The 20,900-nt window shown below is 76.4% G+C and carries 18 protein-coding genes; 8 read left to right on the top strand and 10 right to left on the bottom strand.

What is annotated here, in order from left to right; translation table 11 throughout:
• Positions 1 to 15: 15 nt before the first annotated feature.
• Positions 16 to 1,017: a hypothetical protein gene (locus ACI79L_RS18365; protein WP_456938154.1), complete on the top strand. Its 1,002-nt coding sequence runs from the start codon at positions 16 to 18 to the stop codon at positions 1,015 to 1,017.
• Here ACI79L_RS18365 and ACI79L_RS18360 read toward each other — a convergent pair.
• The 6 genes from ACI79L_RS18360 to ACI79L_RS18335 all read right to left on the bottom strand — a co-directional run bounded on the left by ACI79L_RS18360 (position 1,003) and on the right by ACI79L_RS18335 (position 12,213).
• Positions 1,003 to 1,857, bottom strand: a complete 855-nt coding sequence (locus ACI79L_RS18360) for a hypothetical protein (protein WP_456938153.1) — start codon at positions 1,855 to 1,857, stop codon at positions 1,003 to 1,005. The two genes, ACI79L_RS18365 and ACI79L_RS18360, sit on opposite strands and share 15 nt — an antisense overlap.
• A 5-nt stretch (positions 1,858 to 1,862) precedes the next feature.
• Positions 1,863 to 4,607: a hypothetical protein gene (locus ACI79L_RS18355; protein ID WP_456938152.1), complete on the bottom strand. Its 2,745-nt coding sequence runs from the start codon at positions 4,605 to 4,607 to the stop codon at positions 1,863 to 1,865.
• Positions 4,604 to 8,185 (bottom strand): tubulin-like doman-containing protein, encoded by a 3,582-nt coding sequence (locus ACI79L_RS18350; RefSeq protein WP_456938151.1) that lies wholly within the window; start codon positions 8,183 to 8,185, stop codon positions 4,604 to 4,606. The genes ACI79L_RS18355 and ACI79L_RS18350 overlap by 4 nt, the downstream gene beginning before the upstream one ends.
• 35 nt (positions 8,186 to 8,220) lie before the next feature.
• Positions 8,221 to 11,028 carry a VWA domain-containing protein gene (locus ACI79L_RS18345; RefSeq protein ID WP_456938150.1) on the bottom strand — a complete coding sequence of 936 codons (2,808 nt, stop codon included), beginning with the start codon at positions 11,026 to 11,028 and terminating at the stop codon, positions 8,221 to 8,223.
• Positions 11,025 to 11,285, bottom strand: a complete 261-nt coding sequence (locus ACI79L_RS18340) for a hypothetical protein (protein ID WP_456938149.1) — start codon at positions 11,283 to 11,285, stop codon at positions 11,025 to 11,027. Before ACI79L_RS18340 ends, ACI79L_RS18345 begins: the two co-directional genes overlap by 4 nt.
• Positions 11,286 to 11,712: 427 nt before the next feature.
• Entirely contained in the window at positions 11,713 to 12,213 is a 501-nt protein-coding gene (locus ACI79L_RS18335) for a TerD family protein (RefSeq protein WP_456938148.1), read from the bottom strand.
• An 840-nt stretch (positions 12,214 to 13,053) separates the two neighbouring features.
• Between ACI79L_RS18335 and ACI79L_RS18330 the strand changes: the two genes are divergently transcribed.
• The gene (locus tag ACI79L_RS18330; protein WP_387988812.1) at positions 13,054 to 13,194 is read left to right on the top strand and encodes a hypothetical protein; all 141 of its coding nucleotides are present in this window, start codon (positions 13,054 to 13,056) and stop codon (positions 13,192 to 13,194) included.
• Positions 13,195 to 13,245: 51 nt separating this feature from the next.
• Here the strand turns inward: ACI79L_RS18330 and ACI79L_RS18325 are convergent, their stop codons facing one another.
• A complete protein-coding gene (locus ACI79L_RS18325) occupies positions 13,246 to 15,417 on the bottom strand; it encodes an MMPL family transporter (protein WP_456938147.1) in 2,172 nt (723 codons plus the stop codon).
• A gap of 127 nt (positions 15,418 to 15,544) precedes the next feature.
• Between ACI79L_RS18325 and ACI79L_RS18320 the strand changes: the two genes are divergently transcribed.
• The 3 genes from ACI79L_RS18320 to ACI79L_RS18310 all read left to right on the top strand — a co-directional run bounded on the left by ACI79L_RS18320 (position 15,545) and on the right by ACI79L_RS18310 (position 17,903).
• Positions 15,545 to 16,276, top strand: a complete 732-nt coding sequence (locus ACI79L_RS18320; RefSeq protein WP_456938146.1) for a TetR/AcrR family transcriptional regulator — start codon at positions 15,545 to 15,547, stop codon at positions 16,274 to 16,276.
• A gap of 100 nt (positions 16,277 to 16,376) precedes the next feature.
• Entirely contained in the window at positions 16,377 to 17,357 is a 981-nt protein-coding gene (locus ACI79L_RS18315; RefSeq protein WP_456938145.1) for a ferritin-like domain-containing protein, read from the top strand.
• Between the two features lie 120 nt (positions 17,358 to 17,477).
• Entirely contained in the window at positions 17,478 to 17,903 is a 426-nt protein-coding gene (locus ACI79L_RS18310) for a hypothetical protein (protein WP_456938144.1), read from the top strand.
• Between the two features lie 48 nt (positions 17,904 to 17,951).
• Here ACI79L_RS18310 and ACI79L_RS18305 read toward each other — a convergent pair whose 3' ends face one another.
• Positions 17,952 to 18,233, bottom strand: coding sequence for a DUF427 domain-containing protein (locus ACI79L_RS18305; protein ID WP_456938143.1), 282 nt, complete (start codon positions 18,231 to 18,233; stop codon positions 17,952 to 17,954).
• Between the two features lie 120 nt (positions 18,234 to 18,353).
• Between ACI79L_RS18305 and ACI79L_RS18300 the strand changes: the two genes are divergently transcribed.
• A complete protein-coding gene (locus tag ACI79L_RS18300; protein ID WP_456938142.1) occupies positions 18,354 to 18,605 on the top strand; it encodes a hypothetical protein in 252 nt (83 codons plus the stop codon).
• A 114-nt stretch (positions 18,606 to 18,719) separates the two neighbouring features.
• On the top strand, positions 18,720 to 19,367 hold the full coding sequence (locus ACI79L_RS18295; protein WP_456938141.1) for an LppU/SCO3897 family protein: 648 nt from the start codon (positions 18,720 to 18,722) through the stop codon (positions 19,365 to 19,367).
• Positions 19,368 to 19,425: 58 nt separating this feature from the next.
• On the opposite strand, the gene ACI79L_RS18290 is transcribed toward ACI79L_RS18295, so the two are convergent.
• Positions 19,426 to 19,809: a PaaI family thioesterase gene (locus ACI79L_RS18290; RefSeq protein ID WP_456938140.1), complete on the bottom strand. Its 384-nt coding sequence runs from the start codon at positions 19,807 to 19,809 to the stop codon at positions 19,426 to 19,428.
• An 81-nt stretch (positions 19,810 to 19,890) separates the two neighbouring features.
• Between ACI79L_RS18290 and ACI79L_RS18285 the strand changes: the two genes are divergently transcribed.
• On the top strand, positions 19,891 to 20,445 hold the full coding sequence (locus ACI79L_RS18285) for a DM13 domain-containing protein (RefSeq protein WP_456938139.1): 555 nt from the start codon (positions 19,891 to 19,893) through the stop codon (positions 20,443 to 20,445).
• Positions 20,446 to 20,452: 7 nt separating this feature from the next.
• Here the strand turns inward: ACI79L_RS18285 and ACI79L_RS18280 are convergent, their stop codons facing one another.
• A complete protein-coding gene (locus ACI79L_RS18280) occupies positions 20,453 to 20,899 on the bottom strand; it encodes a GNAT family N-acetyltransferase (RefSeq protein WP_456938138.1) in 447 nt (148 codons plus the stop codon).
• Position 20,900 lies beyond the last annotated feature (1 nt).

The following is a 20,900-nucleotide window of genomic DNA, read 5'->3' as shown; positions in this document are numbered from 1 at the left end:
GGGGGAAGCTACCCGATGACGGTGCTCATGACGGTCAACCAGCGCGAGCCGCTGCCGGGCGCCCAGTGCCTGGTCGAGTGGCAGGGGCTGCGGCCCGGCGACGAGGTCGCCGCGCACCTGGTGACCGCCTCCGGGCAGCACCTCCGCTTCCCCGACGTCGAGGTCCCGGGGCTGCGCCGCCAGCCCTGGGCGGACAACACCTGGCTGCTCGACGCCGACGCGCTGCCCGCGGGGTGGCAACGGCTGGACCTGGTGGTCACCGCGCCGTCGGCGCACCCGCTGTCCCTGTCGCTGGTCGTGCGCACCGGCCCGGGCGCCGGCGCGGAGGAGGCCTTCCAGCACCCGGGCCTGGACACCGTCGGGGGCACCGCGACCGTGGCGCTGAGCCTGGCGCCGACCGACACGGGCTACGCCGTCCTGCCACAGCAGGTGCCCTACGTGCCCACTCGCGACCCGTGGCTGCGCGGCGGCGGACCCGCGCCCACGCACGTCGAGGTCCCGCAGGCCCTGCGCGAGGCCACGGCGCTGGCCGGTCACGCCGGCCTGGTCGCCAGCGGCGTCCCGGTGACCGCGGTGCTCGACCTGTCCGCGTCCATGCGCCCGCGACTGGTGGCCGGCACCGTGGCCAGCGTCCTGGGCGCCGTCCAGGCCCTCGCCGCGGCCGCCGACCAGCCCGCCGTCACGGTGGTGGCGGTCAGCGACCGCCCTCAGCCGCCGCGACAGCTCGGCCTGGCCGACGACCCCGAGGAGTTCCTCCGCGCCTGGACCGCCGAGATCGGCCTCCGCACCGGATCCCGTGCGGTCACCACGGCCGGCGACGGTCGACCGGGTGTCGTGGTCACGGTGACCGACCAGGAGGGCGGGTCCGCGGCGTCCGGCTACCGCGTGGTGCTGGCCGCGCCCGAGCCGGGTCGCACCGTGGCCGCGAGCGGCCTGGGCACCGTCGTCGTCCCGGAGCCCCGGCCCGACGCAGCGGCGGTGGTCAGGGCGCTGGCGCACGCCTCACCAGCCTCCTGAGCCCAGCCGCGGGCCGGGACCGGCGAACGGGTCGGCCGGACCGGCGAAGGGATCCGGCGCCGCGAACGGGGTGCGGGGCGCGAACGGATCCGTGAACGGGTCCGCGCCGGCCCGCGGCAGGGGCAGGCCGGGCTGGGGCAGGCCGGGCGTCAGCGGCTCCGGCACCCGGCCCCGGACGCCGGTGACGACCAGCGCGGTGCTCCAGGCGAGCAGCGCGACCGCGACGCCGAGCAGCAGCCACCACGACGTCCCGACCTCGACCGCCGCGTCGAGGGCGTCGGCCAGACCGGTGGAGTCGGCGAGCACCCGCAGGGTGTCGCCGACCAGCAGCGCGCCGGTCGCCCACAGCAGCCACCACGAAGCGCACCAGGCGACCGCGACGGCGGCGACCCGGCTCGGCCGGCGCCAGGCCAGCACGGCGGCGCCCAGGAGCACGAGGACGGTGACCCCGGTGACAGTGGTCAGGCCGAGGTCGCGGACGGTGAAGGACACCTGCCCGGTGACGACGGCCAGCCGGGTGTCGCGCAGGCCGGTCACCACGACGACCGCGACGGCGCCCAGGACGGCGAGGCCGGCGGCCGCCTCCCGGGCGCCGCGCACCCGCCACGGCGCGGCCGGCCGTGCGCGCACGCCGGCGGTGCCGCCGTGGCGGACGATCTCGACCACCAGCAGCACGACCAGGCCGACGCCGGGCAGCACCGCCCCGAGCAACGGGCCCTGCCAGGCCGGCCGGCCCAGCGCACCGCCCACCGCGGCGCCGGCCAACGCCCAGAAGACCGCGGTGGCCAGCCACATGAGCAGGAAGAGCTGACCGGTCAGCGCCAGCAGGTCCCACAGCACGCCGGTCAGCTCCTCGTGCCGATGCCGCGCGACACCGGTGCCGGCGGCTCGGGCTCCTCGGGCGTGGACGGGGTGAAGTGCGCGACCTGGTCCAGCGTGAGCTGGCGGGTGAGGTCGAGCCGGGCGACGAAGCGGTCCATGCTGCGGCGGCCGGCCGCGGGGACCACCCGCAGCTGGGTGGCCGTACCGGGGGGCACCGGGACGCCCACGGCGGCGAGCACGGTGGACTCGACCTGGTTGGCCAGCATCACCGCGCCGGTGGAGCTGAAGCCCTCCCGGTCGAGGTGGGTGGCGCTCCCCAGCACCGGGGACAGGAACGCCGGGCCGGACACGGTCTCCTCGCGCATGCCGGCGGTCACCGCCACCGTCGGGTGGACGACCGCCAGCGACCACTCCAGTCCGCGCTCCGCACCCAGCCGGGTGAGCCAGTCGACCAACCGCGCGTCGGCGGCGGCCGCGGCGGCGTGCCGGTCCTCGGGTGTGCCCAGCGTCCGCACCAGCTCGGCGAGCGGTCCCTGGTCGGAGTAGCCGGTGTCGCTCCAGACGGCCGAGTGCTCGGCCCGGCCGTACCGCTGCGAGCGGGCGGCGAGTGCGGCCTCGATGCGGGCCTGCAGCTGGGCGCCGAGCCAGCCGACCTGCACCTGGGCCCGGCGCGCCTCGTGCACCAGCTGCACGTGCTCGTCGGCCGAGAAGCCGGCCGAACCGACGGCCAGCGACAGCGGCAGCGTCCCGGACAGGCCGGTCGGGTAGGCGGACTCCTCGTCAGCGGTCCCGGCCGCGCCGAAGGGGTCGTGCACGACGCGGGAGAGCACCCGGGTCCACAGCCGGCTCTGCCGGTAGAGCACGCCCAGCCGCTGCACCTCGCGTGCCACGTGGGCGACGTGCTTCTGGGCCCACTCCCGGCGTGCCCGCTGCTCGTCGCGCTCGTGCAGCCAGGTGAACAGCTCCTTCTGCCGGCGCATGAACACCAGCGCGGAACTGGTGAACCACACGACCAGCAGGCCGACGCCGACGAGGCTGCCGACGAGGACGGAGAGCACCTCGCCGACGACGAGCCCGACGACCAGCAGCAGGGCGGCCACGACCGCGGCCAGGGCCCCGAGCACGAACCGGCGGGTGCGCCGCTGGGTCTCCAGGATGCGCGCCGGCGGCTCGTCGCCGCCGGTGTCCCCGGCGGTGCCGATCGCCTCGCTCAGCGTCCGGCGGGCCTGCTCGAGCTCCCAGGACAGCGACGAGCCCAGCGTCCACGTGAAGCTGCGCTGCTTGGCCATCCAGGTGCCCAGTGACCGCAGGGTGCCGTCGAGGACGGCGTAGCGGGACGGGTCGTTCGTCCCCGCGGCGGGCCGGTCGCGCTCGCCGGTCAGCAGCCGGTGGGCCTGGGCGGCGAGGTAGGGGTCGTCGGCGTGCACCTCGACGGCGCCGGCCTCCGGCAGGGCACCGACCGGCAGCCGGTGCACGGGCTCGGCCGGTGGCGGGACGATGAGCTCCGGCCGGTCGAGCACCTGCCGGTCCTGGCCGAACTGGGGCATCCGCACGCTGGGGTGCACCGCCGACCCGTCGGCCAGGCTGACGCCCACCGCCGTGACGTCGTTCCAGAACGCGCCGGCGTCGACCGTGGCGACCTCGCTGCCCGGGGACACCTGGGCCGACAGCCGCGTCGCCTCGTCGATGAGCACGCTGATGTCGTCCTCGTCGGCCGACTGCGGCGGACGGTTGGCCGGCCGGATGCCGAGCACCAGCACCTCGTAGCCCGACCGGTCGCCGAAGAGCCGGTCGTTGGCCCACCCGGCGATGGCGCCGGCGGTCCGGTGCACGAGCCCCTCGACCCACGCCCTCGGGGCGTTCCGGATCGCCGCCCACAGGAAGGAGAGGAACATCCGCACCGCCTGCAGCAGCCCGACGCCGGTGCGGGGAGCGGGCGTGAACGGCGGCGGGGCGGCGAATCGGGTCAGGTCGCGGTGCAGCTCCAGGACGGCGGTCGCCGCGGCCTCCGCGGCGGGCAGCGCCTGCACGTCGGGGACGTCGGTGAGCCGGTCCCCGCGGGGCGTGCGCGCCCGGGGGAGCGCCCCCTCGGCCCGGTACACCTGCTCGGACAGCCCGGTGAACACCGCCTGGGAGTCCAGGGTCCGGGCGAAGGCGCGGGCGACGGCCACCTGCGTGCCCGGCCAGACCTGGGTGCCGTCGAACGGCGCCTCGGCCATCGCGGTCCACAGCCCGGCGACGGTGGCCAGCCCCGAGGCGGCGTGCGCGGCGAGCTCCCCGGCCGGCACCGGCCGGCTCACCGCGGTCGGGCTCTGCCCGTCGCGGGCCTGCAGCAGGACGTTGGGCCGGGACCCGACGACGGCGTCCTCGGGGACGGGTGTCGCACCGGTGGCGGGGACGAGCAGGTTGACCAGGGGCGCGTGGCCCAGGCCGATCCGCTCGAGGAGGGCCAGGGCCGCGGTCGTCGCCGGGACGGCGGGCCGCGGCGCGGTGCCGGCGTCCTCGGTGAAGACCTGCACCAGCACCACGCGCGCCCCGGTGATGCCCGAGACGGCCAGCCACTGCTCGGCCGGGGACGTGCGCGCGCCGTCCCGGTCGACGACGGTCAGCTGCGGCGGTCCGGCCGGCTGGTCCAGGTCGATCCACACCGACGGGCCGAGCAGGTCGGTCGCCGTCCAGTCGCGGACGACCTCGCGGACGTCCGCCGCCGCGCCGCCGCCGAACCGGCCGAGGACGACCGTCGTGGGGCCGGAGCCGGGCGCGGTCACGCGCGCGTCCGGGTGATGCCGCTGGCCGCCTGCGGCGCCAGGGAGAGCCCGGTGTAGTCGGGGAGCTCCAGGTTGGCCAGCAGTTGGGAGCTTGCGGTGAGCAGCTGCGGCGCGATCTCCCAGTCCCGGGGCACCTTCCAGAAGTTGTGCGGGCTCACGGTGCTGAACTCCCCGCGCGGACCCGGCACGGACGCGTCCGGCGGCAGCAGGCTCGTGGCGTCCTCACCCAGCGACGCGCACCACTCCCGGGCCTCGGCCAGCCGCTGCTCCGGCGTCGCCACGACCGGGGCCTCGCCCCAGGGCAGCGCGCCGCTGCGGGTCCGGCCGTCCCGGATCCAGGTGAGCAGCGCGTCGTTCGGCTGCCGCTCGTCGGTCGACTGCAGGAACCGGCCGAGCTGGAAGAGGGCCTGGTAGGGCTGCAGCGCCGGCAGCTGGGTGTTGCCGTCGCACAGGGCGATCGCCAGGGGCAGGGACTCGACGACGGCGGCCAGCAGGCCCCAGCCGGGCGCGTCGCGGGCCGGGTCCTCGGCGCCGAGCAGCGGGTGCGGCAGCCGGGTGAAGGCGCGCAGCTCCTCCGACCAGACGGCGACCCCGCCGTCGAGGATCGGGCCCTCGCCGGGGACGAGGACCTCGCCGGTGAGCCGGCCGACCAGCCAGCCGGTGATCATCGACTGCAGCCAGGTGCGGGAGACCGGGGCGTAGTCGGTCAGCGACCGGCCGCGGCGCCAGCGCCAGAAGCTGCCGCGCAGCTGCGGCGAGTTCGACTCGGTCCACTGCTTGCGGATGGGCCGCTGCAGCGACGAGAAGACGACCGGGTTGTAGATGCCCGCGTAGTTGCCCAGGATGTCGATCCGGCTGCGGGACACCTCGGTCACCGCGCGGTGGAGCCGCTCGACGGCGTCGTTGTCGCTGGCGCCGCGGCGCAGCGCGTCGGCCATCCGCTCGACGACGTCCCGGTGCCCCGCCAGCGGCACCTCGCCGAACTGGTAGGTCACCTCGACCCGGACGTCGTGCACCGCCTGGACCATGCCGGTGTCCACGGCCACGAGCGGGGCGGCCAGCTGCAGGGCGGCCTCGAAGCGGTCGACGAAGTGGCGGGCGAGCGCCTCCCGCTCGTGGACGCCGGCGCCCTCGCGCTGGAGGTAGGCGTCGAGGCCCTGGGTGATGAACTTGCCCATCACCTCGTCGGCCCGGCTGACCCATGCGCGGGCGCCGTCGAGCACGGCCGTGTGGTCCAGCTCGACGCGGTAGGTGGCCCGGCGGGACGGGTTGACCGAGGCCAGCGCCTGCGGCCACCACTCCGAGCGGCGGCCGATGCGCACCGGCGAGCCGTTGGTGTCGATCCCGGTGAGCCGGTCGGCGGAGCGGACCCGGGTGCGGACGTCGGCGTGCAGCCACGTCAGCACCTCGAAGACGGCGAGCTCCTCGGCGCGCTCGGCCGAGGGGGCGCCGCCGCCGGGGGCGAAGCCGTTGTAGTTCTGCACCAGCTGGTCGGCGAAGGACCGCGGGTAGGTGGCGATGTCCTCGAGCAGGACCTCGTTCTGGGCGGTGGCGAACCGGCCGGGGACGTCGTCACCGACCGGCCACTGCTGCACCTCGGTCGTCGCCACGGTCGACACCGGGGCGTTGCCGACGGTCGCCCGCTCGGCGGCCTCGAGCGCCTCCCGGGCGTGCTGCAGCCCGGTGCGCAGGGGCGGCAGCAGGTCGGTGCCGAGCTGGGCCAGCAGGTCCCCGGCCAGGGCCGCGCCCTTGCGGACGAACAGGTCGGCGAAGTGCTGCCGGATGCGGGTGGTCGCGCGGCCGACGACGCCGTGGTTGGCATCGATGGCGGAGGTCACCGTCTGCAGCTCCCCGGTGACGTCGGCGGCGATCTCCTGCGGCTGCAGGGTCGTGGCCGAGTTCCGGGTCAGCTGGTCGGCGGCGGCCTGCAGGTCGCCGGCCAGCGTCTCGAGCACCCGCTCGGCCACCGGCAGCCCGCGCTCGCCGGCGACCCGGAGCGCGGCCGTCTCCAGCCGGGCCTGGACGGCCGGCACCCACCGCACGGCGGCCTCGCGGAGCTCGGCCTCGGCGTCGCCCACCACCCGGTGGAAGGACGAGCTGATCAGGCCGGCCAGCTGCTGGGCGAAGTGCGCGCCCTTGGCCGCGTAGCCCGGCGCCATCGCCGGCGCCACGGTGGACTGGGTGGAGGTGGCCGCCAGGTTCTCGCGCGCCTCGGCGGCCCAGACGTCGTCGACGAGGTACCGCAGGTAGCTGGTGTCCCGCAGGCGCAGGTCCGGCAGCCCCGCCCACTGCAGGAACTGCGGGTAGTACTCGGCCGCGGTGGCAGCGACGGCCTGCTGCGGGCTGCGCTCGCCGGTGTGCACGGTGACGTCCCAGTGGCCGCGCAGCAGCCGCTCGAGCCCGCGGCGGGCCAGCCGCTGGGCCGCGTACTCGGCGTACCGGTCGCGACCCAGGCCGAGGGAGGCGAAGCCGATGGAGCCGAAGACCAGCGGCTCCGTGGTCTCGCCCTCGGCGCCGTGGCGGGCGGGCTGGACGCTGAGCTGGGTGCGGTCCTGCAGCGAGGTGGCCGCGGACTCCAGGTTGCCGATGGCGTAGGCCTTGAGGCTGGTCTGCTGGGACTCGGAGACGAACAGCGAGGACAGCGACCGGGCGAACCCGCGGTAGACCGTGTCCGAGGCGCCGTCACCGAACCGGGCACCGGTGATGCCGTTGTAGGCGCCGACGGGGAAGGCGAGCAGCGGCCCGCGGCCGGGCTTCACCGGCTGGGGGACGCCGCCGTAGACCGACCACTCCTGGGGGGTCCACGGCGTCTGCCGGGCGGCCATCGACGACATGAGCTCGGCGACCGTGCCGAGGGCGTTGGCGTTCACCCCTGCGCGCCGGTTGGCCTGCAGCCGCTCGAACACGTCCGGCGTGTAGAGGAAGGCCAGGGCCTGCTCGGCGGGGAAGTTCGGCACCTGCCCGGCGACGGCGCGAAGGAGGTTGCAGACGTCGAGCGTCATGGAGGCGCCGGTGCCGCCGGCCAGCGACGAGACGACGAAGACCAGCGTCCCCTGGGACGGCTTGTCGTCCAGCTTGAGCAGGTTCGTGAGCGCGCGCAGGTCGCTGTCGGCCGCGCCCTGGTTGAGCCGCTCGGCCACCGGCACCAGCCGGTCGTAGACCAGGCCGGCCCGGGCCAGGGTCAGCAGCCGGCCGACGGCCCGGTACTGGCCGGCCCCCTCGGTGATCGGCGTCGTCACCTTGCCCGGGTCGGGCCGCCAGCGGGCCAGCTGGCGCAGCTGGCTGCCGGTGGGCTGGGACGACAGCGTGGTCTGCAGCGCCGAGTCGAGGACGGCGTAGCTGTCGGTGGGGTTGCTCACCGGGATGTACGTCCCGCCCTGCGCCGGCACGGTCTGCGGCAGGCCGGGGCCGACGCCGTCGGGCGCCGCGGGGACGTCGATGTGCACGAACTCCCAGCAGCGCGGGAGGTGGTCGGCGGTCCAGCCGACCGTGCTCAGCTCCGAGCGCAGCTGGTCCATGAGGAACTGCAGGGTCTTGCCGCCCGAGCCGCCCAGGCCGACGACGCAGATCTTGTACACGGGTTCTCCAGGTCAGTGCGGGGTGCGCGGCGCCGTCAGCGCCGGAAGGGGTCGGACGAGGGGGACGGCCACGGGGAGCCGGCACCGCCGGCGAACGGGTCGCGGGCCGGCTGCGGCGTGCTCGGCGACGCCGGGGCCGCGGGCGGCCACGAGCCGCCGCCACCCGGCCACGCGGGTGCGGGGCTGCCGCCGAACGGGTCCGGCGCCGGGCCGCCGCCGGGCGGGGTGCCGCCGGGGCCGCCGAAGGGGTCCGGCGGGGCCGGGGGAGCCGTCGGGGCGTCGGCGCTCTCCCGGGCCGCGGCCCGCAGGCTGTCGACGGCGCCGGCGCCCTCCGCGCGGGCGCGGGACAGCAGCGCCTCCCGCTGCTCGCCGGTGGCCGCCGCGTCGACGACGAGCAGCAGCCGGGCCGGCACCTCGGCGGCGTCGGAGGCCGCCGTCGCCCGGTCCAGCAGCAGCGTCCAGCTGCCGGCCAGCGCCAGTGGCAGTCGCGCGGCGAGGGTCTTCGGCGCCCGGCTGCCCGGCGCGCCGGAGACGCCGAGCCGCGAGGGGTCCTCGACCTCGGCGTAGCCGGCCTCGGTGAGCTTCACCCCGGCGCGGGCCCGCACCGGGACGCCCGAGAGCACGGCCTGCTTGCGACCGCCGCCGGGCGGCGGAACCGGGTCCCACGCGCGGTCGAGCGCGGCGCCGGACAGCCCGCCGGGGCCCACCCGCACGTCGAGCAGCGTCGACTGCAGCGGCTTGTCCGGCAGCTTGGCGGCGATCCGGCGGCCGAGGAGGAACACCAGCACCGGCAGGCCGATGCCGACGACGAGGGCGGCGAGGAAGACGCCGATGAGCACGCCGGTGTCGGCCGGCCGGACGAGCTCGGCGGCGTAGGCCACGCGCACGTCGACCGCGCGGTCCTCGCGCTCGCCGGCGTCGAGACCCTCGGGCGCGGCGCGCAGCACCAGGTCACCCTGCAGGTCGCCGGCGTCGACGACGTCACTCTCGAGCTGCACCGTCAGCTCGCCGGTCTCGCCGTCAGCGACCTCCAGGCACTCTGCTGCACTGCCGTACGGCGAGGTCGCGGTGACCCCGTCGACGCCGGCGGGGTGGACGTCGAGCGTCGCGGACTCCACCCACGCGCAGCCGGGGCCGGTGAGGGGGATGGTCACGGTGTCGCTGGGCCCGGTCCCCTCCAGCCGGCCGAAGTCGACCGGGTCGGCGGCGACGGTCGGGAAGCCCAGCGGCGGGAGGACGTCGACCTGCGCGGTGCGCACCTGCGGCTGCAGGACCTGGCCGCTGACCGTGGTGACCGCGAGCGAGGTGCGCAGCTCGGCGGGGCCCGGCGGGAAGTCGCCGGGCACGGTGAGCTGCACGGCGCCCAGCCGCGCGCCCGGCACGGCTGTCGCCAGCACGGCCTCGGTGCCGTCGTCCGCGAGCAGCGCGACGTCGAGCGCGAGGGTGGGCGCCGGGTCGCCGAGCGTGGCCGGCGTGCCGTCCGACCGGACCAGCGCGAACGACAGCGGGCCGACGTCCTCCCCGACCCGCCACTGGACGGGGTCGCCCGGGCCGACGACCGCGGCCAGGTCGGCCTGGATGGTCAGCTGGGTGCGGGTGACGGCGTCGGGGTTCTGGCCGGTCGGGTCGACGAAGACCACCTGCCAGGGGCCCGACCAGTTGGCGCCGTCGGCCGGGATGGCCGCGTCGACGGAGAAGGCGCCGTCGGCGTACCAGGTGTAGTCCAGGCCGACCGCGCCGGCGGGGAGAACGCCCGAGGGGCGGGTCGCGTCGTAGCGCAGCAGCTGGGGCTGCGGCACGCCCGGCGGCTGGACGTAGACGTCGATCCCCGTCGCGTCGGACGTGCCCACGAGGTGGATGGAGGTGATCGAGGCGTCGAGGGTGAAGGTGTGCGCCTGCTGCGGGCAGGCCGCGCCCACGCAGACGCCCTTCTCGTCGACCGGCTGCGGCGGGTTGGCCGGGTCGCCCACGGCGTCGAAGGCCAGCACCAGGTCCTGGACGTCGTCGGCGTCGAGGAACAGGCCGTAGGGGGCGGCCTGGCCGCACGGGGGCGGCGCCGCCGACTCGGCGATGCGTCCGAGCAGGCCCAGGTCGACCCCGTCGCCGGACAGGCCCAGCGCGATGAGCAGGATGCGGTCCTCGCGGAGCTGGTCGGCGACGCCGCCGGGCCGGCACAGGTCCGCCTGCCCGGCCTCGGCCACCTGCTCGGCGGCCTCGTCGGAGGTGACCGGGACGCCCTCCGCGCCGGGGATCGGCAGGGTCTCGCCGTACTGCCGGCGCTCGGCGTCGGTGTCGCGGGCGGACAGCTCGTACTGCCCGTCGGTGAACAGCACCAGGGCCTGGCAGGGACGGGTCGACGCGGGGTCGCGGTGGTCGACCAGCTGCTGGCGGGCCGTGGTCAGCGCCGTCCAGTAGTCGGTCTCGAAGCCGTCGTCGCGGTTCGCGAAGTCCGCGACCGCGGCCGAGGCATCGGGCAGGGACCCCTCGGTCAGCGGCGACCAGTCCAGCGCGCTGCGGACCCCGGCGGAGAAGCCGCTCACGGCGAGGTCGATGGTCGCGCCGCTGCGGGCGGCGGTGTCGGCGAGCCGGGCCAGCAGCAGCTGTGCCGCGGCGACGCGGGTGTCGCCGGGGTCGGTGCGGCCGAGGCTGCCGCTCTCGTCGACCAGGAGCAGGACGTCGGCCTGCTGCTGGTCGGCGAGGCAGGCACCGAGGTCCTGGAGCGCGGCGGTTCCCACCGGGGACGGCGCGGCGGCGGCCGGGCCGGCGAGGCCGGTGAGCGCGAGGACGGCGCCGACGCAGACCAGCAGGAGCGCGGCCGCGCGGCGGGGGAGTGCAGCGGTCACGCGAACACCTCGAGGCGGGAGAACCAGTCGGCGAACAGCCAGGCGTGCGCACCGGCGGCGAGCAGGGCGAGGACGACGGTGCCCAGCCGCAGCGCGCTGACCAGGCCGTCGCGGGCGAGGTACCAGGCGGAGGCACGGCGCCGCGTGTCGGCGAGGGTGGCGGCGATGAGCAGTGCGGCGGCGCCGAAGGTGGCGACCGCCCAGCCGAGGACGTGCCAGCCCCACCCGTCGAGGAACAGCAGCGGCACGGTCACCACCGGGGCGAGCAGCGCGGCGCCCAGCAGGGCGATCGGCGGCGTCGCCCGCTCGGCCGGCGCCCCGGCGGGCGTCGGACCCCACGGGGAGCCGGTGCTCCCGAGCGGGCCCGGGGCGGGTGCGCCGGGGGACGGGAGCCCGCCAGGGGACGGGAAGCCACCCGTCGACGGGAACCCGCCGGGCGAGGGGAACCCGCCCGGCGTGGACGCGCCTCCCGTGGGTCCGGACGGCCACGCCCCCCAGGAGCCGGCCCCACCCTGGCCGGTCATGCGGCGCCCTCGGCGGTCGGCCGCGGGCCTGTGGGCACGCGTGGGACGAGCATCGGTTCCCCCCGTCGGTGGGCCCCACACGGGGGTCCGGGTCGGTCGAGTATCGGTATCGGCCCTGACGGCGACCGCTGAAGTCGTCCGCGGCCGTGGTCTGTGCCGGTCAGCCCGGGAGGCCCACCGAGCGCAGGAGTCCTGAGCGGCCCTGGACCAGGCCCTGGCCGATCGCGCGGACCTTCCACTGGCCCGAGCGGCGGTACACCTCGGTCACCAGCAGGCCCGGGGCGTCGGGAAGGTCCTCCACCGGGTAGGCGGCGAGCGGCTCGCCGGACGCCGTGCGCACGGTGGCGGTCAGCCCGGCCAGCGCCCGCACACCCGGGCCGGGCACGTCCAGCGCGAGGACGACGCTGACGACGTCGTCCGGGGTGGCGCGCAGGTCGACGAGCACCTCGAAGCGGTCACGGCCGCCGGCCGACGTCGGGCGCTGCCAGGTGACCTGGTGGGCCGGGCTCAGTGCCCGGCCGCGGTCGTCGCAGGCGACCGCGGTCAGGACGGCCGGCACGCGGGCGCTGCGCCAGGCGAGCTCGACCCGGACCTCGGCGGTCGGCTGCTGCGATGCCGAGCGCAGCGGTGCGTTGGCGCCCCGCACCAGCGTGGTCGTCATGCGCGGCGTCCTCCTGTGCTGTGCCCGGCGCTCTCCGCGTCGGCCCCGGGGAGAGTAGGTCGGGAACCGGCCGGTGTCGCTGATCCCGCACGCGCCGTGACCCTCTGGTGTCAGACGGTGGGGCGCGTGGGGCGGAGGAGGGGCGCGCGACAGGAGAGGACCGGACCGTCCGCAATCCCGGCCGCCGTCGGCAGGCGCTCGGCCGACGACGTCGCCCCGCGCGTCCCGGCCGAGGACGAGGGGCACGCGGTGGAGGACGCCGGCTGAGGCGAACGGTTGTCGACCTGCTGCTGGCTCGGCCGTCCCGAGACGACCGCAGGTCGACAAGCGGCGACGAGTGGTCGGTCGTCGGGGTCATCGAGGTGCGGTGCCCCCGGCAGGTGACCACTCGCCGGCCACCGGCCGGTGTCGCTGACCGTCCGGGATCCCGCTCGCCCTGGGCGGGTGCACGTCAGGGCGGTGGACGCCGGCGGCCGGAGGGTGCCGGACGGGGGAACGGGGTGGGTCGATCGTGTGACGTCTCGTCCCACCGGTGCGGCGGGCCTCGCGCCGCGGCCGGGGTGCCGTCATCGTCGGTGGCCACCGTCCCGGGAGGTCCCGTTGAGCACCTCGCACAGTGGCCCTGACCAGGCCTGCGCGCCCGCGTCCCGCCCCGTCGCGACCGCCGTCCTGCGCCGCCGCCCGGGGTGGGGGAGCGGTCCCGCCGCGCCGCCGTCGCCGGCTTCGGTGACGGATCGCTGACGAGACGTCACACCCGTCCCACGGGCGGGCGCGACGTCGCAGGTGGGTGGCATCTTCTGGCTCCCGAGTCCTGACGGACTCCCGAGCGAGGAGACCCGCGTGCTGTGTGACACCTGCGCCGCCGAGACCCACCCCGGCCCGGTCTGCGCCCGCTGCGCCGCGCTGGCGCAGCTGACCCAGCCGGTGCTGCGGCTGGAGACCCGCCGCCGGCCGCCGGTCCCCCCGGCGCCGGCGCGCTGAGGCGCCGCACCGGCTCCGCGGCGGTCCCGCGGAGCCGGTGCGACCCGCACGTCAGCCCACCCCGGCCGGCTCGGGCACCCGCGGCCGCGGCGACGGCGGGGCGTCCGGCGTCTCGCCGTCGGACTCGCGGATCCCGTAGCGGGCGTAGAGCCGGCCCAGCGGCCCCGGCGCCCACCAGTTGGCCCGGCCCAGCAGCCGCATCGTCGCCGGCACCAGCAGGGTCCGGACCACGGTCGCGTCCACCACGATCGCGATCGCCATCGCGACGCCGATCATCTTGATGAAGGTGATCCCCGAGGTGGAGAACGCCCCGATCACCACGAGCAGCAGCAGCGCCGCGCTGGTGATGATCCCGCCGGTGCGCTGCAGCCCGGTGGCGACGGCGGCGGTGTTGTCGCCGGTCAGGTCGTACTGCTCGCGGATGCGGGACATGAGGAAGACCTCGTAGTCCATCGACAGCCCGAACACGATGGCCAGCACGAGGATCGGCTGGGTCGCCTCGATGAACCCGGTCGGCGTGAAGCCCAGGACGCCGGACAGGTTGCCGTCCTGGAACACCCACACCAGCGCGCCGAACGAGGCGCCCAGCGACAGCACGTTCATGAGCACCGCCTTGACCGGCAGCACCACCGACCCGAAGGCCAGGAACAGCAGCACGAACGTCGTCGAGACGACGATCAGCGCCATCCACGGCAGCAGCGAGCCGAGGCTGTCCAGCAGGTCGGTCATCACCGCGCTCTCGCCGCCGACGAGCACCTCCCCGCCCGGCGGGGCGGGCACGGCGCGGACGTCGGCGACCAGCGCGCGGGCGCCGGCGTCGACCGGGTCGCCGTCGTAGGCCACCGACACCCGCGCGGTCGTGCCGGCCGCGCCGGTCACCGTCGCGCCGTCCACCTCGGGCAGCGCGGCCACGTCGGCCACGTAGTCCTCGAGCGCGGCGGCGCCGGCGGGGGAGTCGACCGGGTCGGCCAGGCTGACCACGGCGGTCACCGGACCCGACGGCGCGGGCGGGAAGTCCCGGTCGATCGTCTCGGCCACCACCCGGCTCTCCGTGCCGGCCGGCAGCGCGCGGACGTCGATCGCGCCGAACTGCACCCGCAGGAACGGCAGCGCGAGCACCAGCAGCAGCCCGACGACGGCGACGGTCACCAGCACCGGCCGGCGCATGACGCCGCGGGCGATCCGCTCCCACGCGCCGCGGCCGGGCTCCGCGTCCCGCACCCGCCGGCGCCACGGCACCGCCAGCGCGTCCACCCGCGTGCCGAGCACCGCCAGCAGCGCGGGCAGCAGGGTCAGCGCGGCGAGCATCGCGACCAGCACCGCGCTCACCCCGCCGAAGCCCATCGAGCGGAGGAACACCTGCGGGAACACCACCAGCCCGGCGAGCGACAGCGCCACGGTGATCCCGGAGACGGCGACCGTGCGGCCCGCCGTCGCCATCGTGCGGGCCAGCGCGTCCTCCACCGTCGCCTGCCGGCGCACCTCCTCGCGGAACCGGCTCACCACGAACAGGCCGTAGTCGATCGCCAGCCCCAGCCCGAGGATCGTCACGATGTTGACCGCGAACACCGACACCTCGGTGAACAGGCTGACCACCCGCAGCGCGGTGAACGCCCCGAGGATCGCGGTGACGCCGATGGCCAGCGGCAGGCTCGCGGCGGCCAGGCTGCCGAACACGACGACGAGCAGCACCGCCAGCACCGGCAGCGAGATCATCTCGGCGCGGGCGATGTCGGCGCTGACCCGCTCGTTGATGTCGCGCTCGACCGTGGTCGCGCCGCCGATCGACGTCTCCAGCCCCGGCGCGGTCAGCTCCTCCTCGACGACGTCGACGGCGTCGGTGCGCGCGTCGGCGTCCCCGGCCAGCTGCAGCACGGCGTAGGTGGACCGGCGGTCCTCGCTCACCAGCGGCTCGGCGCCGGTGTCGAACCAGGTCGTGGCCCGCTCGACCACGCCGTCGGGCAGCCCGGTCAGGGACGCGGTGACCGCCTCCCGGTAGGCCGGGTCGTCGACGGTGAGGTCGTCGCTGCGGTACAGGACGACGACGTCGGAGGCGTCGCGGCCCAGCTCGCGGACCGCCAGCTCGGCGGCCCGGGCGCTCTCGCTGCCCGGGTCCTCGAAGCCGCCGCCGGTCAACCGGCCGAAGACGCCCGTGCCCCACACACCCGCGACGACGACGGCGACGGCGCTGACCGCCAGCACCCACCGTCGCCGTCGGTACACCACTCGTCCGAGGGCCTCGAACACGGCAGCCCCTCCCTCTCCCGGTAGGCTGGGTGAACACTGTTAGCGAACGGCGGTAACTCTGCATACGCCGTTCACTGACGTCAACCCCGGGAGGTGGTCGGCCGTGGCGGAGCCGGTGAGCAGGCGCGAGCGGCTGCGCGCCGAGACGCTGCGTGACATCCGGAGTGCGGCCCGCCGCGTGCTGGTCGAGCACGGGCCGGACGGGCTGGCGCTGCGGGCGATCGCGCGCGAGGTCGGGCTGACCGCGCCGGCGCTGTACCGCTACTACGCCAGCCGCGAGGAGCTCGTCGAGCAGGTGGTGGCCGACCTCTACGACGAGCTGTGCGACCACCTGGAGGCCGCCCGCGACGCCGTCGTCCCGCCCCGGCCCGGCGCGCAGCTGCTGGTCACCGCGCGCGCCTTCCGCACCTGGGCGGTCGGCCACCCGGCCGAGTTCGGGCTGCTCTTCGGCTCCGCGGCCGACGGCGTCGTCCCCGACGAGACCGGCGAGGGGCCGGCCGCCGTCGCCGGCCGCCGCTTCGGCGGGGTCTTCGCCGCCCTCCTGGCGGCCGTGTACTTCCAGCGGCCGTTCCCGGTCCCGGCCGACGCCGACCTCGCCCCCGACTTCCAGGAGCAGCTGCGCGCGTGGTGCGCGAAGCTCCCGGTCGAGCTGCCGCTGGGCGTGATGGCGGTCTTCCTCTCCTGCTGGGTGCGGCTGTACGGACTGGTCTGCATGGAGGTGTTCGGGCACCTGAAGTTCGCCCTCGTCGACGCCGCGCCGCTGTTCGAGGCGGAGATGCGGGCGATCGGGGAGCAGCTCGGCATCTCGGCCGAGTGGGTGCCGCCGGGTACGTGACCCGCCTCACTGCTAGCAATCCGCTTGCTGTTGTTAGCAGTGCCCGGCGGCGGGGCAGGAAGGGGGCGTCAGGTCGTCCCCGATCGTTGGAGTCCCCGCCGTGACCGACAACGAGAACGCCAAGATCGTCAACCAGCTCCGCGCGCTCGTCCTGCTCAGCCAGACCGAGGAGCAGATCGCCCGCACCCGGGTGCTGCAGGCCCGGACCGACGCCGTCCGCCGCGAGCTGACCCAGAACGCCGACAACGCCGCCGAGCGCACCCGCCTCACCACCGCCGTGCTGCGCGACCTCGGCGGCGTGCCCGACGTCGTCACCCCGGCCCTCGGCCGGCTGGCCGCCCTCCTCAAGGCCACCTTCGAGCAGGCCGCGCCCATCGAGGAGGCGCTGCTGCAGGACCTCACGCTCGAGCACCAGCTGCTCGACCGCGCCCTCTACCTCAAGGTGCTCGGCCAGAAGGCCGGCCTGGAGGAGGTCGTGCGGCTCGCGGAGGGCCTGGTCACCGCCCACGAGGCGACCGTCGACTGGCTGCGCGTCGTGCTGGCCGAGGAGGCGCTGGGCGGCCCCGCCGCGCTGCGGCCCACCCCGTTCCAGCAGGTCGCCGGCGCCGCCAGCCGGGCCGTCGTCGCGCCGTACCGCTTCGTCGCCAACCGGGTGAACGGGGCGCTCGACACCGCCGAGCAGCGGCGGCAGAAGATGGGCGAGGAGCTCGGGCAGGCCGCGGACAGGGCGAGCGGCCTGGCCGGCGCCGTCCGCGAGACCCTGGGGGCCGGCCGGAGCGCCGCGCTGCGCCGGGCCGAGCGGGTCGCCGGCCGCGAGGGCAACCGCGAGGCCGCCGACGCCGCCCGGGCCGCCCGCGAGGAGCTCGGCGACGTCTCCGCCGACGAGCTGCCCGTCAAGGGCTTCGACTCGCTGTCGACCCCGGACGCCGCCGAGGCCGCCAAGGCCCTGCGCGACCCGCGCCAGATCAACGTGCTCATCCGGTACGAGGAGACGCACAAGAACCGGCCGGACGTGATCAGCGCCGCGCAGGTGGCGCTGGCCGCGGTGGCCAAGGAGGCCGTGGGCGTCGAGGACGAGTGACGCCCGGCTGACACGCTCCGGAGGGCCCGCACCCACCCTGGGTGCGGGCCCTCCGCCGACCGGGGGAGATCCGCGTCGCAGCGGGTCGCAACCGTCCGCCTCCTCGGGGAAGGTGGGGGCATGCAGATCACTCCCGAGGCCCTGGAGCAGGAGTTCTCGCTCCAGACGGCCGCCACCCGCCTCGACTTCCTCAGCCGGCGGGACTCCGGGGCGACGACTCTCAACACCGTCCGGGACCGGGACGACGACGACTGGACCTCGCTGCTGAGCGAGCAGACCTCGCTCGACGTGCCGGAGTCCCTGGAGATCCTCGCGCTGTGCGAGGTCATCGCCCGCAAGGCCCACGACAGCCAGTTGACCGGCTTCCGTGCCGCGCTGCGCGGGGGGGCGAGCTGGGAGCAGATCGCCGCGGCGCTGGGCGTCTCCCCGGACGAGGCCTGGGAGGCCTACCACCGGGCCATCGAGCGCCAGGAGCGCAGCGCCGCCCTCGCGCCCGACGAGGCCGCCTCCGCCCGCGAGCTCGCCGGTGGACGCCCCAGCTCGTGACGGACCGACGCCAGGGCCCGGCCGCCGCGGCGGCCGGGCCCTCGTCGTTCAGCGGACCTCGACGCCCCGCCAGAAGGCCACCCGGCCGGTGATCTCCCTCGCCGCGTCCTTCGGCTCGGGGTAGTACCAGGCCGCGTCGGGGTTGGTCTGCCCGTCGACCTCGAGGGTGAAGCAGGAGGCCCGGCCCTTCCACGGGCAGGTGGTGTGCGTCGACGACGGGCGCAGCACGTCCTCGCGCACCGACTCGCGCGGGAAGTAGGCGTTGCCCTCGACGGTGACGATGTCGTCGGACTCGGCGATGACGGTCCCGTTCCACGTCGCTGTGGTCATGCGGCGAGGGTGCCGCCCGCCGCCGCGTCCCGCAGGCGTACCGGCGGGCGCGCTGGGCATGTGTGGGGAGAGAGGGCGCAGCACACGCCGCCCCGTTCGTCCTGCACGAGGAGCCCGCCCATGTCCCAGGCCGCCCGACCGCCCGACCCCGACGACCCGCGGCGGGGCATGCAGCCGCGGCCCAAGCGCGGCCGGGCGGTGCTCCTCGGGACCTTCCTCGGCCTGATCGTCCTGGTGTTCGCCTTCATCCTCCTGGTCAGCCAGTGCGGCACGGGGGACGACGACGAGGTGTACGAGGACGACCCGGCCGGTGCCCCGGCGAGCGTCAGCATGGTGCTCGACGACCCCCTCCCGGCGCCGGTTCCGGTCTGACCCGCGCGGGGGAGGCTGCGGCGCGTCCTCCTGACCTGCGCGTTCGCCGTGTGTGAAGGTGCCCGTCGGACCGCGTGCCACCCCGGCGCCGGTCGGAGCACCGAGGAGCACGTGATGACGAACCCGGGACAGCCCGGCACCCCGCCGCCGGCAGGGGGCCCGCAGCCCGGCCGGCCCGTTCCGCCGCAGGGCGCCCCGCAGCCGGGGAGCTGGCAGCCGCCCGCCGGTGGCCAGCCCGGGCAGCCCGGCGCGTGGGGTCAGCCCCAGCCCGGCCAGCAGGGGTACGGCCAGCCCGGTCAGCCCCAGCCCGGTCAGCCGGCGTTCGGCCAGCCGCAGCCCGGTCAGCCGGCGTTCGGCCAGCCCGGCGCCCCGGGGCAGTTCGGTCCCGGCCAGCCCGGTCAGCCGGGGCCCTTCGGCGGCCCCGCGCCGGCCGGCAAGCCCGGCAAGGGCAAGAAGATCGGCGGCGTCGTCGCCGCGGTCGCCGTCGCGGGCGGCCTCGCCGCGTTCCGCTTCATCGACTTCGGCGCCCCCGAGGTCGGCGACTGCGTGCAGCGCACCAGCGGCACGGACGTCGACGTCGTCGCCTGCGACGACTCGGCGGCCGAGCTGCGGGTGGTCGGCATCGAGGAGGAGGAGCAGACGGAGAGCGAGTACCTCGCCGACCCCGACACCTGCATCGACTTCGCCTCGGCCACCGACGCCCTCTGGTACGGCAGCACCGGCGACGAGGGCACGGTCTACTGCCTCGAGCCGATCGCCTGATCCCACCCGCACACGACGAGCGCCCCGCCGGCCCGGCCGGCGGGGCGCTCGCGCGTTCTCAGCGCTCGAGCAGGGCGAACGTCGCGACGGCGTGGGCCAGCGCCTTGCCCTCCTGCTCGACGTCGGCCTCGCAGATCGTCAGGTGCTCGCCGCGGGTGCGCACCCGGCCGCGCACCTCGAGGGGGCCGGGCCTCCCCGGGCGCAGGTAGGTGACGGTGAGCTGGCTGGTCGCGGGCACCTCGCCGTCGCCGGTGGTGCTGCGCACCGCCTGGCCCATGACCGTGTCCACCAGCGTCGCCACGACGCCGCCGTGCAGCGTGCCCGCCGGGTTCAGGTGCTCGTCGCGGACCTCGAACGCCAGCGTCGCGGCGCCGTCGCCGGCGTCCTCCACCGTCGCCCCGAGCCGTCCGGCGAACCCGCCGGGGGTCCTGTCGTCTGCCATGGGGCGCGCGGTACCCGACCGCCGGACGGCCACGCTCGCGCGGCCCCACGGGCGGCGGGGCCACGGCTAGGGTCCGCCGCCGTGTCGACGCGGCGGAGGACCCGGATCTGGCTGACGGCGGCGGTCGTGGGGGTGGCGCTGGCCGCCGTCGCGCTCGTCTGGTTCCAGCCGCAGAAGCTCTTCTACGACGAGCGGGTGGACGAGAGCCTGCCGTCGGCGGCCGCGGAGGAGACCCCGGAGACCGGCGACGGCGGGGGAGCGGTGATCACCGTGGCGCCGCCCGGGCCGGTCGACCTCGCCACCGGCACGTTCGTCTCCCGCGAGCACGAGACCGTCGGCACCGCGCGGGTGGTGCGGCTCCCCGACGGGCAGGTCGTCGTCCGGCTGGAGGGCTTCGCGACCTCCAACGGCCCGGCGCTGTACGTGTACCTGTCGCAGAACCCGGCCACCGGCGAGGAGGCCGCGTTCGACGAGCAGTTCGTCGACCTCGGACCGCTCAAGGGCAACGTCGGCGACCAGAACTACGCCGTGCCCGCGGGGGTCGACGCGACCGGCTGGACGAGCGTCGTCATCTGGTGCGACCGGTTCGACGCCGCGTTCGGCGCCGCCGACCTGGGGCCGGCGACGGCGGCCTGAGCGCGGGTCAGGCCGGCTCGCGGCGCATCGGCACGTGCGGGATCCCGTCCTCCACGTACCCGGGCCCGCTGAGCCGGAAGCCGAAGCGCTCGTACCAGCCCTGCAGGTGCGCCTGGGCGCCCAGCGTGATCGGGGCGCCGTCGCACAGCTCGATCCCGGCCTCGACCAGCCGCGCGGCCAGCCCGCGCCCGCGCGCGGTGGCGGCGGTGGCGACCCGGCCGATCGCCCGGGTCGCGCCGTCGTCGAGGACGCGGATGGTGGCCAGCACCTCGCCGTCCTCCTCGAACCACAGGTGCCGCGTGGCGGGCTCGGTGTCCCGGCCGTCCAGCTCGGGGTACGGGCACTCCTGCTCGACGACGAAGACGTCGACCCGCAACCGGCAGAGGGCGTAGACCTCGAACGCGGTGAGCTCGGCGAAGGGGGCGGTGCGGAGGGTCGGCTGCGAGGCGGGCACC

The organism is Geodermatophilus sp. SYSU D00684, from assembly GCF_054050455.1.
Note: the sequence above shows the minus strand (reverse complement) of the source record. Positions and strands in the feature narration are given on the sequence as shown.

Bases quoted from the DNA above. Each gene is read 5' to 3' on its own strand.
- ACI79L_RS18305 (WP_456938143.1), bottom strand. From the start codon at position 18,233: ATGACCACAGCGACGTGGAACGGGACCGTCATCGCCGAGTCCGACGAC.
- ACI79L_RS18295 (WP_456938141.1), top strand. From the start codon at position 18,720: ATGACGAACCCGGGACAGCCCGGCACCCCGCCGCCGGCAGGGGGCCCG.
- ACI79L_RS18300 (WP_456938142.1), top strand. From the start codon at position 18,354: ATGTCCCAGGCCGCCCGACCGCCCGACCCCGACGACCCGCGGCGGGGC.
- ACI79L_RS18310 (WP_456938144.1), top strand. From the start codon at position 17,478: ATGCAGATCACTCCCGAGGCCCTGGAGCAGGAGTTCTCGCTCCAGACG.
- ACI79L_RS18365 (WP_456938154.1), top strand. From the start codon at position 16: ATGACGGTGCTCATGACGGTCAACCAGCGCGAGCCGCTGCCGGGCGCC.
- ACI79L_RS18335 (WP_456938148.1), bottom strand. From the start codon at position 12,213: ATGACGACCACGCTGGTGCGGGGCGCCAACGCACCGCTGCGCTCGGCA.
- ACI79L_RS18290 (WP_456938140.1), bottom strand. From the start codon at position 19,809: ATGGCAGACGACAGGACCCCCGGCGGGTTCGCCGGACGGCTCGGGGCG.